The sequence below is a fragment of the Chitinophaga alhagiae genome (assembly GCF_003568665.1).
Classification (GTDB): domain Bacteria; phylum Bacteroidota; class Bacteroidia; order Chitinophagales; family Chitinophagaceae; genus Chitinophaga; species Chitinophaga alhagiae.
In genome coordinates this window covers 258,816-275,999 of sequence record NZ_QXMH01000005.1, presented here as the reverse complement: position 1 = coordinate 275,999, position 17,184 = coordinate 258,816, and the positions used below count along the sequence as shown (strand labels likewise).

11 protein-coding genes are annotated in these 17,184 nt (G+C 54.4%); all 11 read left to right on the top strand.

Going from position 1 to position 17,184, the window contains the following annotated elements; all coding sequences use genetic code 11:
* Positions 1–190: 190 nt before the first annotated feature.
* A complete protein-coding gene (locus tag D3A97_RS23260; protein WP_119080959.1) occupies positions 191–3,496 on the top strand; it encodes a SusC/RagA family TonB-linked outer membrane protein in 3,306 nt (1,101 codons plus the stop codon).
* A 16-nt stretch (positions 3,497–3,512) separates the two neighbouring features.
* Positions 3,513–5,219: a RagB/SusD family nutrient uptake outer membrane protein gene (locus tag D3A97_RS23255; protein WP_119080958.1), complete on the top strand. Its 1,707-nt coding sequence runs from the start codon at positions 3,513–3,515 to the stop codon at positions 5,217–5,219.
* A 161-nt stretch (positions 5,220–5,380) separates the two neighbouring features.
* On the top strand, positions 5,381–6,400 hold the full coding sequence (locus tag D3A97_RS23250) for a sensor histidine kinase (RefSeq protein ID WP_119080957.1): 1,020 nt from the start codon (positions 5,381–5,383) through the stop codon (positions 6,398–6,400).
* Positions 6,397–7,092: a LytR/AlgR family response regulator transcription factor gene (locus D3A97_RS23245; protein WP_119080956.1), complete on the top strand. Its 696-nt coding sequence runs from the start codon at positions 6,397–6,399 to the stop codon at positions 7,090–7,092. The genes D3A97_RS23250 and D3A97_RS23245 overlap by 4 nt, the downstream gene beginning before the upstream one ends.
* A 228-nt stretch (positions 7,093–7,320) precedes the next feature.
* Positions 7,321–7,572 carry a hypothetical protein gene (locus tag D3A97_RS23240; protein WP_119080955.1) on the top strand — a complete coding sequence of 84 codons (252 nt, stop codon included), beginning with the start codon at positions 7,321–7,323 and terminating at the stop codon, positions 7,570–7,572.
* Positions 7,573–8,016: 444 nt separating this feature from the next.
* Positions 8,017–9,102 (top strand): DNA alkylation repair protein, encoded by a 1,086-nt coding sequence (locus tag D3A97_RS23235; RefSeq protein ID WP_119080954.1) that lies wholly within the window; start codon positions 8,017–8,019, stop codon positions 9,100–9,102.
* Positions 9,103–9,325: 223 nt separating this feature from the next.
* Positions 9,326–10,021 (top strand): XAC2610-related protein, encoded by a 696-nt coding sequence (locus D3A97_RS23230; RefSeq protein ID WP_157986724.1) that lies wholly within the window; start codon positions 9,326–9,328, stop codon positions 10,019–10,021.
* Between the two features lie 212 nt (positions 10,022–10,233).
* Positions 10,234–10,806: an RNA polymerase sigma-70 factor gene (locus D3A97_RS23225; RefSeq protein WP_119080952.1), complete on the top strand. Its 573-nt coding sequence runs from the start codon at positions 10,234–10,236 to the stop codon at positions 10,804–10,806.
* A gap of 145 nt (positions 10,807–10,951) precedes the next feature.
* Positions 10,952–12,022 carry a FecR family protein gene (locus D3A97_RS23220; protein ID WP_119080951.1) on the top strand — a complete coding sequence of 357 codons (1,071 nt, stop codon included), beginning with the start codon at positions 10,952–10,954 and terminating at the stop codon, positions 12,020–12,022.
* A gap of 263 nt (positions 12,023–12,285) precedes the next feature.
* On the top strand, positions 12,286–15,486 hold the full coding sequence (locus D3A97_RS23215; RefSeq protein WP_157986723.1) for a SusC/RagA family TonB-linked outer membrane protein: 3,201 nt from the start codon (positions 12,286–12,288) through the stop codon (positions 15,484–15,486).
* Positions 15,487–15,508: 22 nt separating this feature from the next.
* Positions 15,509–17,149 carry a RagB/SusD family nutrient uptake outer membrane protein gene (locus D3A97_RS23210; protein ID WP_119080949.1) on the top strand — a complete coding sequence of 547 codons (1,641 nt, stop codon included), beginning with the start codon at positions 15,509–15,511 and terminating at the stop codon, positions 17,147–17,149.
* The last annotated feature ends 35 nt before the right edge of the window (positions 17,150–17,184 follow it).

The window sequence follows — 17,184 nt, the reverse complement described above, 5'->3', positions numbered from 1 at the left end:
AAAGGAACATCAACCAAATCGATATAAAAAACACACTTCCTTAATCCTTAAAACAATCCATGTTATGACAAGAATAGAAACTTAACAATAACGAAACCGGCAATACGGGAATATTGCCGGCTAAAAACTGGAGTTAGCTTCCAGTCTATTACAGTTCAAAATACTTGGTGAACCATAACTCTTCAAAAATATGAAAAAAAAGAGGAATATTGCTTTTTTATCGAAAGCGATAAGAGGTACCTTTTTACCAGCGTTTACGCTGATCTCCACACTATCTTTCACGTATGCCACTCCCGCCGCCGCCGCCCCGGCGCCGTATTTTCAACAAGAAACCACCGTTAAGGGCAAGGTGATCGGAGACGACGGCCTCCCTGTACCGGGCGCCGTGATCCAGATCAAGGGGCAAACAAGGGGCACGGTGACAAACGATGCCGGCGAGTTTACCCTCCGCGCCAAAACCGGCGAAACACTGGTGGTGAGCAACATCGGTTTTGCCACACAGGAACTGGCCGTAGAGGCCGGCAAAACCTATAACATCACCCTGGCCCCGTCTAACAGCACGCTGGACGAGGTGGTGGTAACAGGTTATTCCAGCCAGCGCGTGAAAGACCTTACCGGCTCTGTGGCCGTGGTAAACATCAACCAGTTGAAATCCCAACCGGTGGCCAGCCCCGTTGAAGCCCTGCAGGGCAAGGCCACGGGCGTACAGGTAATCAGCGATGGCGCCCCCGGCGCCACCCCGCAGATCAGGATCAGGGGTTTCAGTACCATCAACAACAACGACCCGCTGTTCGTAATTGACGGGGTGCCGTACGAAGGCAAGCTGAGCTGGCTCAGCCAGAACGATATAGAGAGCATGCAGGTGCTGAAAGACGCGTCTGCCGCATCTATTTACGGCGCCCGCGCCAACAACGGCGTAGTGATCATCACCACCAAAAAAGGGATCAAAGGGCCGCCCCGCATTTCGCTGGACATGTACTACGGCCAGCAGTCACCCCGCAGGGGAGACTTCCCGGAAATGATGACGCCCATGCAATACGCGGAATTTCTGTTCGAGGCCTTCCGCAACAATAACCAGACGCCGGGCACGCCGGAAACAACCGGCAGCAACTACGGCCCCGGGCCTAACCCGAGCCTGCCGGAATACCTGCTGGCGGGCGCCGCCACCGGCCATAATGTAACGCCGGCGGACACGGACCCGTCCAAATATAACTACAGCCGTGACGGCAGCACGTTCTACCAGATCACCAAAGCCAACCAGGCCGGTACCAAATGGTTTGATGAGATCACCCAGAACGCGCCCATGAAAAGCGTACAGCTGGGCGTTACCGGCGGCGGTGAAGATGCCACCTATGCTATAGGCGCCGGTTACCTGGGGCAAAAAGGTATTGTGCGCTATACGGGGTACGAACGTTTCAACGTAAGGGCCAATACTACCTTCTCCGCTTTCAACAACCACTTCCGCTTCGGGGAGAACATGCAATACAGCTACGAAGAGTTTGTGGGCGTTGGGGTAAACCCCAATATCTCTGGTGAGTACCAGGGAGAAGGCAGCGCCTTCGGTTTTGCTTACCGCATGCCCGCCATCATCCCGGTGTACGATGTGATGGGCAACTTTGCCGGCAGCCGCGGAGACAAGCTGGGCAACGCGCAAAACCCCATGGCGTTGCTCTACCGCGCAAAAGACAACATCAACAAACGGAACTTCTTCTTCGGCAACATCTTTGGCGAGGTAGACATCGTTAAAGGCCTGGTGGCCCGCACCTCCTACGGTATCCGTTACGAGAACTACAACGGCGTGAGCGTTGGTTATCCCAACCTGGAGTTCTCCGAAGGCGGCAATGCCAACAGCCTGAGCGAGTACCAGGGTTATAACACGGACTGGACGTGGACAAACACCCTCACCTACAAGCTGAACGTGCAGAACCGCCATGCCTTGACGGTACTGGCGGGCACAGAAGCCTTCAACGCCCGCAACCGCACGCTGAATGGCGGCAGGAACGAGTTCTTCCTGCTGGGCAATATGGACTACTACTACCTGTCCCGCGGTTCCGCCAACATCAGCAACAACAGCACCGGCGGCGTAGGCTCCCTGTTCTCCATCTTCGGCAGGGCGGATTACTCCTATAACGACCGTTACCTGTTAAGCCTCACGGTGCGCCGCGACGGTTCTTCCAACTTCGGTACGGAAAACAAATACGGTACCTTCCCCGCGGGCAGCGTTGCCTGGCGTTTGTCTGAAGAAGGTTTTGTGAAAGACGCGGGATGGGTCACTGACCTGAAGCTCCGCGCCGGTTACGGTATCACCGGTAACCAGCGCATCCCCGGCTTCCAGTACCTGCGCCGCTTTGAAAGCTCGCTTACCACGTCTGCCTACGCCATCAACGGCGGCAACGGCGTAATAACAGGGGTTTGGCAGAAAGATTATGACAACCCGGCCGTAAAATGGGAAGAGCTTCGCTCGCTGAACATAGGGCTGGACTTCACCTTCCTGGACGGCGCGCTGGACGGTACCTTTGACTGGTACAACCGTAAAACCGTAGACATGCTGTACCCCGTGCCGCTCCCGGCTACCGCGGTAGGGCAGGGCAACTCGCCCTTTGTGAACATTGGCGATATGCAGAACAAGGGCTTTGAAATAGCGCTCGGCTACCATTATGGCCAGCGCGGCAACAAACCCTTTCAGCTGGACGTAACCGCCAACTTCTCCCGCAACGTGAACGAGGTACTGTCTCTGGCGCCCACCGTGAAAGAGCAGCTGTACGGCACCTTCCGCAGCCTGCAAACCACCATCCTGCGCCCCGGCGCACCCTTCGGTTCGTTCTACGGGTATGAGGTGGCCGGCATCTACCAGGATGACGCAGACGTGGCCAACAGCCCCTCTTACAGCGGCGCGCGCCCCGGCAGCTTGAAGTACAGGGATATTTCCGGCCCCAATGGCAAGGCAGACGGTGTTATTGATCCGTTTGACCGTACCATTATCGGCAACCCGCATCCTGATTTCCTGTATTCACTGGCCATCAACGCCAAGTACCGGAACTTTGACATCATGATGTTCTTCAACGGTTCCCAGGGTAACGATCTGTATGAGGCCACCCGCTATTTTACAGACTTCTTCACCTTTGACGGCACCGCCAGCACCCGCATGCTCAACCGCTGGAGCCCTACCAACAAAGGGTCAGACATACCCTCTCCCAAGCGGCAGGCCTCTGACTTTGAATATGCTTCTTCCAGCTATTACGTGCAGGACGGCAGCTTTTTCCGTATGAAGAACCTGCAGATAGGTTACACCTTCCCCACGGAAGGATGGTTTGGCGGCCGCCTCCGCAGCCTGCGGGCCTATGTAGGTGCTACCAATCTTTTCACCATCACGAAGTATACCGGTCTTGACCCCGAGGTGAGCCAGACCAACAGCACCTTCTCCGCATTGGGTGTTGACTTTGGCATCTACCCCGTAGGCAGGCAGTATCTCTTTGGCATCAGTGCAGGTTTCTAACTTAAAAGCTCTAACAATGAAAAGAATTAACAGCATCATACTTTTATGCATCGCCGCATTTTTTGCGGCCTGCAACAGCGACTTCCTGGAAAAAACGCCGCAAGGGGAGCTGACCATTCCCCAACTGGAAACCGTAGATGGCGTGGAAGGCGCGCTCGTAGGCGCTTACGGCTTGCTGAACGGCAATGTGAACGGCACCTGGGGCAACTATTCTTCCGCGCCCAGCCAGTGGCTCTTCGGGGAAGTAGGGGCAGACAATGCCCATAAAGGCAGCGTGAACGGAGACCAGCCCAACATGAACCAGGTAGAGCTGTACGATGTGTCTGTCACCAACGACAACACTGAAATTATGTGGAACCGGTATTATGAAGGCATAGCCCGCTGCAACAATACCCTGCGGCTGCTGAAAGCCGTACAGGCCGGAGACGGCACCAAGTTCAGCGATGCCAGGGCCGTTGAAATTGAAGCAGAGGCCAGAATGCTGCGCGCGCACTATTATTTCTACCTGGTAAGAACGTTCAAGAACATTCCTTACGTAGATGAAACAATAGCCACCGCAGACGCCATCACCATTCCGAACACCGAACCGGTATGGCCCAAAATTGAGGACGACCTCAAGTTTGCCGTGCAGAGCCTCACGCCCGCCAAGCCCAAGAACGAAGTAGGCCGGGTGGACAAAATAGCCGCGCAAGCCTACCTCGGCAAGGTATACCTGTACCAGAAAAAGTACGGGGAAGCGCTGGTGTTGTTCAAGGATGTGATGACGGCCAAGGGCAACCTGGTAGACATGCCATTTGAGAACAACTTTGACGTAACCAAAGAGAACGGCCCGGAATCCATTTTTGAAGTGCAGCACAACATTAACCCCGATGGTAGCGGCGATAACGCCAACGTTGGAGACATGCTCGGCGGTTTCTACGGCAGCGCGCCAGTGAACTGCTGCGGTTTTTACCAGCCCACTTTTGACCTGGTGAACTCCTTCAGGGTAACAGCACAGGGGCTGCCCATGCTGGACAACAGCTACCGCACTAACCCGTACAAATCAGATTTTGGCCTCACCGGCAATGCCAAAACCAACTACCAGCTAGACAAGACCATTGCCTTTGACCCCCGGCTTGACTATACCGTGGGCAGAAGAGGCGTGCCTTACCGCGACTGGGGCATTATGGCCGGCGATGCCTGGATCAGGGACCCCGCCTATGCAGGGCCTTTCGTAGGCGTGAAACACATGGTGGAAGAAGCGCAGTTCTCCGGCCAGACCGTATCCGGCGGCCGCTACATTACCGGCCTCAACGTACACCTCATCCGCCTGGCAGACGTGTACCTGATGGCGGCGGAATGTGAAGTGGAAGCAGGAACGCTCGGAGAGGCCATGCGCCTGGTGAACGCCGTAAGGGCCCGCGCGGCCAAGCTGCCGGGCAAGGTGGTAGACGGCGGCCCCGCGGCAGCCTACAACGTGGGGCAGTACGCCGCTTTCCCCAGCCCGGAATACGCGCGTAACGCCATCCATTTTGAAAGGCGGCTGGAGCTGGCCATGGAAGGCCACCGCTTCTATGACCTGGTGCGCTGGGGCGTAGCCAAGCAGGTGCTGGAAAGCTACTCCGCGTTTGAAGGCAGCATACTTTCCGCGTTCAAAGACCTGGTGTTTGACGCCAAGGATGAGTACTTCCCCATTCCGCAGCAGCAAATAGACAGGAGCCAGGGCGCCCTTACACAGAATTAGAAAACCCGCATACTGATCTTACAACAAAAGCAGGAGCGTTTACCCGTGGTGGTAAACGCTCTTTGTTTTTTTGTCTGCACATTTTCCCCGCTCGTCTATTCTCTCCGCCCCGGGCAGGGTTTTAGGGCCATAACAGTTATCTTTACCCTATTGAATGGCCCATGAAACTGACCGTACAACCCAAATACATCAGCATAGCCCTGCACGCGCTCATATGGAGCGTTCTGCTGTTATTGCCTTACTTCGTTTCCGGCCCGGAAAATAATTTCAGGATAGGCATTATCCCCGGCGTGTTCTTTACCCTGGCGGGGCTGGTACACATGGGCGTTTTTTACGGCAACGCGTTCTTTCTCTATCCAAGGCTGTACAACCGGCGGTACTGGTGGCTTTACATACTGGCCAGCATAGCGCTGATAATGGCGGCATCGGGGCTGAAAGGGCTGATGGTGAAGGCCTGGTTTCCCGGCGTGCTGGAAAACCACATGGCCGGCCGCTTTGTATTCGGCTCTACCATGCCGTTCTATCTCATCAGCATCATATACCGCAGGATCATTGATAAAATGCGGCACGAGCGGGAGCTGCGGGAACGGCAGGCCACGCAGCTGCTGACGGAACTAAAGTTCCTCCGCTCCCAGATCAGCCCCCACTTCCTGTTCAACGTGCTCACCAACATGGTGTCCCTGGCCCGGAAAAAAAGCGACCAGTTGGAGCCGGCCCTCATTACCCTGGCAGATCTGATGCGCTACATGCTGTACGATACGCAGGGAAAAAAGGTGCCGCTGCAAAAAGAAATAGCGTACCTCAACAGCTACATTGCCCTGCAAAAGCTGCGCTTTGGCAGCGATGTGGACGTGGCCCTCCATATTGCGGCAGATACGGACAACCTGCTGATAGAGCCGATGCTGCTGATCCCTTTTGTGGAAAATGCCTTCAAGCACGGCACAGGCCAGCAGGGGCCTAATACCATGAACGTGGCGCTGGCGGTGAACAACGGGGTAATGACGTATGAGGTGAGCAATCCGTATACAGACGAGCCGGATGCCAGCAAAGATGACAGCTCGGGCATAGGGCTGGCCAATGTGCAAACAAGGCTGGAGCTGCTGTACAAGCACAAGTACACGCTTAACGTCAGGAAAGATAATAACCTGTTCCATATCACCTTAACTTTGAAACTGGCATGATACGCTGCATGGTAGTAGACGATGAACAACTGGTGCGGGAGCTGCTGGAAGACAATATCCGGCAGGTGCCTTTCCTGCGGCTGGTACGCAGCTGCAAAAACGCTATGGAAGCGGCCGCCGCACTACAGGAAGAACAGGTAGACCTCGTTTTCCTGGATATACAGATGCCGCGCCTCAGCGGGCTGCAATTTCTCCGCACGCTCAGCCATCCGCCGCTGGCCATACTGGTCACCGCCTATGAAAAATATGCGCTGGAAGGGTATGAGCTGCAGGTAGCGGATTACCTGCTGAAGCCGTTCAGCTTTGAACGTTTTCTGAAAGCCTGCCACCACGCCCGGGAACTGCTCCGCCAGCAAGCCGCGCCGGCCGCGGCCGGGGTGAAAGACTTTTTTGTGCATGTGGAATATACACAGGTAAAAATTGCGGCAGACGATGTGGAATATGTGGAAGGATTGAAAGACTATATCAAGATACACCTGGCCTCACAGCCCCGCCCCGTGCTCACCCGCATGACCATGAAGGCCATTGAAGAAAAACTTCCGGCCCCGGCCTTCATCCGTACACATAAATCTTACCTGGTGGCCGTTTCAAAGATCACCGCCGTAAAGCGGGAACTGGTATGCATCGGCAACCGGGAAATTCCCGTGGGGGATGCTTATAAAGAAAATGTGACCCGCATGCTGAATAGCTGAGCCTTCCGGCTGATGTCCCGAAACCTTTCGGCAGCGCTATGATGGAATGGCATTGGCCAACTGCCTAACTCCCGGCCCTATTTGCTGACATCCCGAAACCTTTTGTCGGCACACCTTCCCCGTACGTCTATTCCGCTCCGCGCGCCTTCTTCATTGCGGTAATTTTACAGCAGGTGAAAGAGATACGCCATTCTTGTCACCGTATTGTTCACTTAAAATCTTACGATCATGGCATTTGGAGCTATTATTCTCATACGGGTATTGTTTATTGCCTGTATGGTATTCATTATCGGGTATGTTTTCGGCGGCTTTGCAAAAAGGCCCGCCCTGACCGTTATCACCAAAGTAGCCGCTATTTTGATGATAGTGCTGTTCTTTGCCGCCAACGCGGTGGTGATGCGCGGCCGGTTCGCAGACAGGGGCCACTGGCGTCACCATGGCTGTGACAGTGTGCAGGTGGAAGAAAGGTACCCGCGGTAGGTTGGCGCCCGCAACTTCAACCGGCTGTAAATGGCCGCGCTGTTTTTACTGCTAGTGGCCGCCGCCGTTGAAAAGCGGTTCTGCTCCCGCCTGCCAAACAAAAGTACCGCAACCCTGCCTGCCGCTGGAAAAAATGGGGCGGGCTTCGGTAAAACCTGGGGCGGGCACCGAAGAAAGCTGGGGTGAATGGAACAGCAAGGCCGGAGAAATGTCTTTCCCCGGCCTTTAGTTTTACATAGGGTATGGGCAGGCATTACCCGCTAAACCCTTCGGTGATCCTTCGGTGATGCTTCGGTCAACCTTCGGTTAAACACCCTCAAACCCGTACTGCTACCGAACACCACCGAAGGATCACCGAAGGATTGTCAGTAGCCTGTCAGCAGGCCGCCGGAAATTTTAACCCGCTAATCCACTGATTTTACGTTGTTTCCGTAATTTCAAGGCATGGAACCGCTCAAGGAAATGTTCAATCACCGTTTTTATACGGGATTTGCCGAAGCATTCGGCCAGGCAGACAGGCATTTTAACGTGGAAGGCTTTATGAAAGATGTTACGCGGGGGTTGGACGGTTTGTCGCTCAACCAACGGCTGCACAATACATCGGTGGTGCTGCAAAAGCACCTTCCCGCAGATTTCCGGAAAGCCCTGAACATTTTGTACAAGGTGGCGGGCAAGGTGCAAACGGGATACACGGCGCTGGTGTTCCCGGGTTTTGTGGCCCTGTACGGAAAGGAGCATTTTGATGCGTCTATGGAGGCGCTGCAGTTTTTTACACCCTTTGGGTCATCAGAATTTGCCGTGCGGGAGTTCCTGAAAACGGATTTTGACCGGGCGCTTACAGTGATGAAGAGATGGGCGGCAGACAGCAATCACCATGTACGCCGCTTGGCCTCCGAAGGCAGCCGCCCCCGGCTGCCGTGGTCGTTCAAACTGGATGCCGTTATCCGGGACCCCGTGCTCACCAGGGACATCCTGGAACAACTGAAAACAGATACGGAGCTGTATGTACGAAAATCTGTGGCCAATCATCTTAACGATATTTCCAAAGATCACCCCGCCTACATGATCAGCCTGGTGAAAAGCTGGAACGCTTCCAACACCCACACCGCCTGGATCATCAAACACGCCAGCCGCTCCCTGATCAAACAGGGTCATCAGGATTCCCTGGCCGTGTTCAATTTTGAAAAACATGTAAAGGTGCGGCTGGAAAAGCTGCGCCTTCAGCCCTCGCGCATCAGCCTCGGTGAAGCGCTGCAGTTCTCTTTTGACATAGTGTCTGAAAAGAAAACGCCGCAGAAGCTGGTGGTTGATTATGCGCTGCATTACCGCAAGGCCGGCGGCGGCCTTTCCCGCAAGGTATTCAAGCTGAAAGAAGCGGAATTGCTCCCCGGCGCCACGCTGCATTTTTCCAAAAAACAGGTGCTCAGGGATTTCACCACCCGCAAACATTACCCCGGCCGCCATTTGCTGGAGATCATGGTGAACGGCAAAACAATGGGGGAGAAGGCTTTTGACCTGCGGATACCGTGATGGCGGTGAAAAAGTAGTGGCCTTAATGCCGGAACAGGTAACCGGCGCTGATACCGAAGGTATGATGCTTCCCGGTGAAATTGCCGGCTGGCGTAACGTCAGACAGCCCCAGGCTGTAATGCAGGCTGATTAGCCACCCGGCAGGCAGCTCGTACCCCGGCAGTTAACATTGGCGTAATACACGGATTTGCGTATTTTCAGGGAACTATATTACATACCGTTTATGAAACCATTGACCTTCCTTGCCGCTTTACTGCTGCCGCTTGCCGCCCTGGCGCAGACCACCACCATCCTGGTCACCAACAGCTCCGGCCGGTATAATGCCAGGATCACCGCCGTTCCTTGTGAAGGCAACGAATGCAAGGGCGAAGCCAAAGTGCAGTTGCTGGAAAAGGAGCGGAACAGGGCCGTGCAAACGTTCACTACGGAACACATGATCGTACGGCTGGACAGTAACCGTCAAAAAGGAGAGAAGCAGGCCGCACCCGCGGAAGGGCAGTACCCCCTCATTTTTGACGACTTCAATTTTGACGGCGAGGAAGACGTGGCCATCCGTAACGGCAACAACGGCAGCTACGGCGGCCTATCCTACGATGTATACGTTTACAACAAGGCCCGCAAAACTTTTACGCGGGACAAGTGGCTGACCACGCTGGCCTCCGAAAACCTCGGCATGTTTGAAACAGACCGGCGGCGCCGGCAGCTGACCGTTCGCCAGAAAGACGGCTGCTGCTGGCATGCCACTATTGTTTACGGCATGAACGCCAACCAGAAAATGGTGAAAGTGGAAGAGATAACGGAAGATGCCAGGGACGGGGGAGACATGGTAACCGTTACCACCAGCCGGCTGGAGAACGGGAAGATGAAAAAAACGGTAAAGCAATATAAGACCAGCGAATATTATAAGGAGAACCGGTAGGGCCGGGAGCATTCCTTTTTTTGATATGCTGTTGCTTTTCAGCCTGTACCTACGTGACCTTACCCCAACAATATTTTGTTTTTCTCCTCCAAAAATCTATAAATTTGTTTCACTACCCGGGGTCAACCACCGGGCTTTCTCTGGTACTGCCACGTTGTTCATATTCAGTTAATATTGGTTATAGATATTGCAGATTAGACCAATCAATCTATATGTTGGATCCGGTTACGAAAAACTTTATTGATCTGATTGCCGATAAAAAGGACAACGAGGCCTGCCAGCTGCTGTATGCGCACTATCATGCCACCCTGCTGGACTTTTCGGCGGCCTACCTCAAATCCCGCGAGCCTGCGGAAGAAATTGTGAATGACGTGCTGTACAAGGTATGGCTCATGAAAGAGAACATTGTGGAGATCAGCAACCTGCGGGCCTACCTCTTTACCGCGGTGAGAAATGCCAGCCTCAACCTGCTGGCCAGGCTGAAAAAGGAGCAGCACCTGCTCTCCGGCCTTCCCTTCAGTGATTGCTCCGGGGAAGACCCGGAAAGCCTGGTTATTTCCATGGAACTGTATGATTGCATCCGCAACGCCATTAATGCCCTGCCGCCGCGCTGCCGGCAGATCTATGAAATGGTACGGGTAGATGGTATGCGGAATAAGGACGTAGCGGAAAAACTGCAAATCTCCGTCAACACCATTGACGTACAGCTGGCCATTGCCCTGAAAAAACTGGTGCAGGCCGTGGGGGCCTTCAACCGGGAGAAAAAGATCTCCAACAAGATATAGCCCGGGCGGCCGTTTCCCCGTTAATTATTTTTTTATTGCCAGCTTAGTAGAATGCGCCTGTTCCATTGTCTTATCATAAACTGGTACATACTATGAGCTGTTTCCACCGGCATTCCCACAGGTTTAAAGTCTTATATTTTCATCCATGAAACATTCCAACAGGATCTGGTTCCTGATGGGCAAACAATTGTCCCATTCCATTACTCCCGCAGAAGACCAGGAGCTGAAAACGCTTTTGACGCAAGACCCCGAGCTGTGGTATTCCTACGAACTGATACAGGCCGTCAACAACCTTGACGATGTTACCAATGAATTTATAGACGAGATCAAGCTGCTGCTGGACAACCGCGCCCCGGAGCAGCTCAACGGGGCGCTGCTGCGACGGCTGGAAGGTACGCAGGAGCCGGAAGCGCCCCGCCCGCGCAAACACGTGCCGTTCCTGAAAATAGCGGCCGCCGCGGTGGGGATGGCGGTACTGGCCTGGGGCGGATTTGCCCTGCTGAAACCGGGCACGGGAAGCACTACCGCCGCCATCAACGAAATAACAGCGCCCAAAGGCTCTAAAACACAGATCACGCTGGCAGACGGTACGGAAATATGGCTCAACGCCGGCAGCCGGCTCACCTATCCGAAAAACTTCAGCCTGGAAAACAGGGTGGTAACGCTGACCGGCGAGGCCTACTTCAAGGTGGTGCATCACGACAAATATGCTTTTGTTGTACATACCCCCCAGGCAGACATCAGGGACCTGGGCACCACCTTCAATGTAAAAGCCTATGAGGGCGGCGCCACCACGGAGACCACCCTCATAGAGGGCGCGCTGGAAGTATTGCTCAAACGGGGCGGAGGGCGCAAGGTACTGCTCTCGCCCAATGAAAAGGTGGTAGTGTACCACAAGGCCCTGGCCGCTGGCGAACTACAGGAAGAAGCCATGGAAACGCAAAAGGTAGTGCCTTTCCAGGCCACGAACGATATTGTGGAAACCGCCTGGATAGACAATAAGCTCATTTTCCGCAACGAACGGTTTGACAACCTGGCGGCCATGATGGAGCGGCGGTACAATGCGTCTATCATGATTAAGAACGAAGACATCAGGGCCTGGCAGCTAACGGGCATATTCAAGAACGAAAGCCTGGAAGAAGCACTCAAAGTGCTGCAGGTAATTGCTCCATTCAAATTTACCATAGATCATGACACAGTGACCATTACCAGATAAAAAAGAAAGAGAGATGCGTCAACATCCCCCTTTCGCGTAATTACCGGATTTAATTTGGAAGATCGTTGTGAAGAGCGGCTTCCAAAAAACCAATAAAAGCTAAAAGTATGAAAAAAAATCTACTTAATGGATGGCTATGCCATGTCATTAACGTCAGGCAAATTGAAAGAACTATGCGACTTACGCTATTGGCTGTTTTTCTGTTTTGCATGCAATTGTCTGCAAAAGTGTATTCGCAGAAAGACATAAAGCTATCACTCAATGTGAAAGATGTCAAACTTTCAAGCGCCCTGGAAAAAATAGAGACCGCCACCGGCTGCCGCTTCTTCTACAACGCAAAAGAAATAGCCCCGTATAGAAACATCACCTTTTCCACCAACGGCCAGCAGAAGCTGGGAGACATCCTGAACAGCCTGCTAAGCCCCGCCAACCTCAATTACCAGGTACTGTCAGACAGCGTGATCGCCATTACGGCTTCCCGGCATGCGCAGTTCCTGATGGTGAAAGGCATTGTGAGAGACAGCAAGGGCACCGCCTTGCCCGGCGTGTCTATCAAAATAAAAGGCACCAGCATGGGCACGGTCACCAATGCCGATGGCCGCTTCGAAGTAGACGCTCCGGCAGATGCCACGCTGATCGTGTCTTATATCGGTTTCCAGACAAAAGAGGTACCGGTAAACGGCGCCACCGCGCTGGACATTACCCTGCCGGAGGAGCTGCAGGGCCTCAATGAAGTGATAGTAGTAGGGTACGGCACGCAGAAAAAGGCCTCTACCACAGCCGCCGTATCCACGCTGAAAGGAGACGTGATCACCAAAAATCCCGTAGCCAACATCAACAACAGCCTGGCCGGCCGCATATCCGGCGTGCTGGCCTTCCAGGGCAGCGGTGAGCCGGGCGCGGACGCGGCTACCCTGCGCGTAAGGGGGGTAGGCACCACCGGCTCCCGCAACGGCGCGCTCACCATTGTAGACGGCGTGCCCCGCAACTTTTCACAGATCAACCCGAACGAAATTGAAAGCATTACGGTACTGAAAGACGCGGCCGCCATTGCGCCCTACGGCCTGGCAGGCGCCAACGGCGTAGTGCTCATTACCACCAAAAGAGGCAAGGAAGGAAAAGTGGAAATGAGCTTTGATACCTGGTACGGCATGCAACGCCCCACCCAGTACCCCAAATACCTCAATGCCTACGGCTTTGCCTCCACCCTGAACGCGGCCAACAAAAACGCGGGGCTGGCGCCGGCCTATACGGATGAACAACTGGAGAAATACCGCACGCATGCCGACCCGGACCATTATCCTGACCACGACTGGCTGCGGGAAGTGATAGATTTCAACGCCCCCATGACCAGCCAGAACCTGACCTTTTCCGGCGGTTCTGAAAAGGTCCGTTTCTTCAGCTCGCTGGGCCATCTTTACCAGCAAGGCTCTGTGAAAGTGATCAATTACCGCCGTTACAACCTGGCCACCAACGTAGACGTGAACGCCACCAAAACTACCACCGTATCGCTCGATGTAAAGGGAAGCCTGGAAATAACCCAGAACCCCGGCTCGCAGAGCGGTACCGGCATCTATACTTCCGTTACCAAAAACCCGCCGCTGCTCAACCAGCAGCTGCGTTTCTCCAACGGCCTGCCGGGCAATACGCTGCTGCCTTCCATTTATGAAAGCGGTTACAACCGGGATAACAAGAACACGCTGTACACCCAGCTGTCCATTGAGCAGCAGATAGCGGCTATTCCCGGCCTGGCGCTGAAAGCTGTGGGCGCCTATGACAAGAACTATGCTACCGGCAAACAATGGCAGCTGCCGTACAACATCTACTCCCTGAACGCGGCAGATGAATTTGTACCTACCAGGTCCGGCGTGGCGGCCCCCAGCCTGAACCAGGGTTTTGAAGAAGCGGTGAACACCACGCTGCAAGGCTACCTTACCTATAAAAATACTTTTGGCAAACACAGCATCAACCTGCTGGGCGTAGCGGAGCTGCGGCAAGGCAACAACAACCAGTTTGGCGCCTCCCGGCTCAACTACCAGGTGAACCTGGATGAACTGTCACTGGGCAGCCCTTCCAAAAACGACCTGGACAACAGCGGCTCCTCCGGCTCCTACAAACAAATGGGGTTTGTATACCGCGTTGGGTATGACTATGCGCAGAAATACCTGGTGGAACTTTCCGGCCGGTACGACGGGCATTATTTCTTCGCCCCCGGCAAACGTTTTGCCTTCTTCCCGGCCTTTTCCCTCGGGTGGCGGCTGTCTGAAGAGCACTTTATCAAAGACAACTACAGCTGGATAGACAACCTGAAACTCCGCGCGTCTTACGGTATTTCCGGCAACCTGGCCGGTTCCGCCTTCCAGTACCTGAGCAGCTACGGCATCAACAGCAGCTACATCTTTGGCGGCACGCAGTTCACACAGGTGCAGGGCGCTTTTGAACGGAACGAGCCGAACCCCGGCATTACATGGGAAACGGCCAGGAAAACGGATATAGGCCTGGAAGGGATGCTCTTCGGCGGAAAGCTGGGCTTTGAGCTGGACTTCTTTAAAGAAAGACGCTCGGATATGCTGGTAAGCCCCAACGCCGTGGTACCGGTAGAATACGGCATCGGCATTTCGCAGGTGAACGCGGGGGTGATGGACAACAAAGGGTTTGATTTCTCGCTCAATACCTCGCATGTTTTCAACAACGGCATCAATTTCAGCGGCGGGCTTAACTTTTCCTACGCCAAAAACAAGCTGGTACAAACCTTTGAAAATGCGGCCACGCTCAACAATCCCAACCGCAGCCGCACCGGCCGCCCGCTGGATACCCAGTTCGGCCTCCAGGCCATCGGGCTTTTCCAGTCGCAGGAAGAGATCAACGCCGCGCCTAAACAGTTCGGCACCCTGCGCCCGGGAGATATCAGGTATGCAGACATCAACGGGGATAAAAAGATCACGGACGATGACCAGGTGGTGATCGGCCACCCGGCCTTTCCGCAGGTGATATTCGGCCTCACCCTCAACGCCGGCTGGCATGGGGTAGACCTGGGCATGCTCTGGCAGGGCGCTACGCAAAGCAGCTTCCAGCTCACCAATGAAGCGGCGCTGCCGTACTTCAACGGCGCCAAGATATTTGAAGAGCAGCTGGACTACTGGACGCCCGAGAACAGGAATGCCAAATACCCCGTCATCCTGCCGTCTCCCAGCACCAACAGCCAGCAGGTATCTTCTTTCTGGCAGCGGGACGGCTCGTACCTGCGCCTGAAGAACATAGAGCTGGGTTACACCCTGCCAAAGTCTTTGATGAACAGGCTCAAGATTTCATCCATCCGCATATACACGGCCGCGCAGAACCTGCTGACCTTCTCCGCGGAAAAATACCTGGACCCGGAAATAGGGGTGAGCAGCGCCAGTAAAAGGGCCCGTTACTATTTCCAGCAAAAGGTGTTCTCTTTCGGCCTGAACGCCAATTTCTAACAACCGTTAATTGCTATCAATAATGAAATACTTACACCTCATATACATCGTTGCGGGAGCATGTTTTATCACTGCCTGCGACAAAAATCTCAACATAGACCCAACAGACCAGTTGACAGACGCGGCCATCTGGAGCTCGCCGGCCAATGCCGGCCTGTTCCTGAATGATATTTACAACAACGTGAATCCCGGCCCGCAGTCTACCGTGTTTACCAACTACCCGTCTGAGATCAGCAATGACCCGTTAGACAATTTTTCGGATAACAGCATCAGCGGCCCGCTGTCCGGCATACCCTCTTACGAGAACTTTGCGCAAGGCTCTTACGGCCCCTCCGCGCCCATCTTCACGCCGCACTGGAAGAACATGTACGCCAACATCCGCAAGTGCAACCTGTTCATCAAGAACGTAACGCCCGCGGAGTTTGACGATGCCCAGAAAAAACCGTTGCTGGCCCAGGCCCGTTTCCTGCGCGCGTATTTCTATAAATCGCTGATGGATATTTACGGCGGCGTGCCCCTTATCACTATTCCTTTAAACCAGGCAGAGCAGGGCGATGATATTTTCTATGCCCGCAACACCTACGAGGAATGTGTGGCCTTTATCCAGAAAGAATGCGAAGAAGCAGCCGCTGACCTGCCTTTGAAAGTAAAGCCGCAGGAAGCCGGCAGGGCCACCAAAGGCGCGGCCTGGGCTTTGAAAGGAGAGCTGGAGCTGTATGCGGGAAAATGGCAGGACGCTGCCGCTACCAATCTGAAGATCATGACGGCTGACGCCGGGTACGATCTGTTCCCGGATTACGAAGCCCTGTTCCTCCCGGCCAATGAAAATAATGTGGAAGTGATCTTTGACGTGCAATATGCCGCCAACATCCGCGGCCACATCCGGGAAAAATACTGGAACCCCGTGCGGGTATCAGACGGTACCGGCTGGGGCGCCGTAAACCCCACGCAAGACCTGGTAGACGATTACGAGTTCCTGGACGGCAAAACCGAAGCGGAAGGCTCCGCCGCCTTTGACCCCGCCAATCCATACGCCAACCGGGACAAGCGCTTTGCCGCCTCCATCATCTACGACGGCGCCAAATGGAAGAACGGCACCATCTTCACCCGCCTGGGCGTGCCCAATAACAACAACGAACTGGATGCCTCCGGCGCAGGCGGCAAAGGCCGCACCGGCTACTTCATGAAAAAAATGCTGGACCCCGCCCAGGTACCCGGCATCAGCAGCGGCGCCAACGCCATTGTATGGCGCTATGCGGAAGTGCTGCTCAACTATGCCGAAGCGCAGAACGAAGCAGCGGGGCCGGATATTACCGTGTACAACGCCATGAACAAGATCAGGAAAAGAGCCGGTCTGCCGGACCTGCCCGCCGGTCTCGACCAGGCAGGCATGCGCGCCAGGATACGGCGGGAGCGCAGGGTAGAGCTGGCTTTTGAAGGCAAGCGCCTCTTTGACCTCTGGCGGTGGAGAACAGCAGAACAGGTATTCAGCAAACCGCTGCGCGCTATGAAGATCACATCCGTAGCAGGCCAGCTGGTATATGAAAAAGTAAATGCAGGCGGCGGCAAAATTGCGTTTGACCCGGCCAAAAATTACCTGATGCCCATTCCGCAAAGCGTAATAGCACAAAATGACAAGATCGTTCAAAACCCGAATTATTAACCCGCATATGAAACCACTATTTAAATAACCTCCAA

Bases quoted from the DNA above. Each gene is read 5' to 3' on its own strand.
- D3A97_RS23260 (WP_119080959.1), top strand. From the start codon at position 191: ATGAAAAAAAAGAGGAATATTGCTTTTTTATCGAAAGCGATAAGAGGT.
- D3A97_RS23255 (WP_119080958.1), top strand. From the start codon at position 3,513: ATGAAAAGAATTAACAGCATCATACTTTTATGCATCGCCGCATTTTTT.
- D3A97_RS23250 (WP_119080957.1), top strand. From the start codon at position 5,381: ATGAAACTGACCGTACAACCCAAATACATCAGCATAGCCCTGCACGCG.
- D3A97_RS23245 (WP_119080956.1), top strand. From the start codon at position 6,397: ATGATACGCTGCATGGTAGTAGACGATGAACAACTGGTGCGGGAGCTG.
- D3A97_RS23240 (WP_119080955.1), top strand. From the start codon at position 7,321: ATGGCATTTGGAGCTATTATTCTCATACGGGTATTGTTTATTGCCTGT.
- D3A97_RS23235 (WP_119080954.1), top strand. From the start codon at position 8,017: ATGGAACCGCTCAAGGAAATGTTCAATCACCGTTTTTATACGGGATTT.
- D3A97_RS23230 (WP_157986724.1), top strand. From the start codon at position 9,326: ATGAAACCATTGACCTTCCTTGCCGCTTTACTGCTGCCGCTTGCCGCC.
- D3A97_RS23225 (WP_119080952.1), top strand. From the start codon at position 10,234: ATGTTGGATCCGGTTACGAAAAACTTTATTGATCTGATTGCCGATAAA.
- D3A97_RS23220 (WP_119080951.1), top strand. From the start codon at position 10,952: ATGAAACATTCCAACAGGATCTGGTTCCTGATGGGCAAACAATTGTCC.
- D3A97_RS23210 (WP_119080949.1), top strand. From the start codon at position 15,509: ATGAAATACTTACACCTCATATACATCGTTGCGGGAGCATGTTTTATC.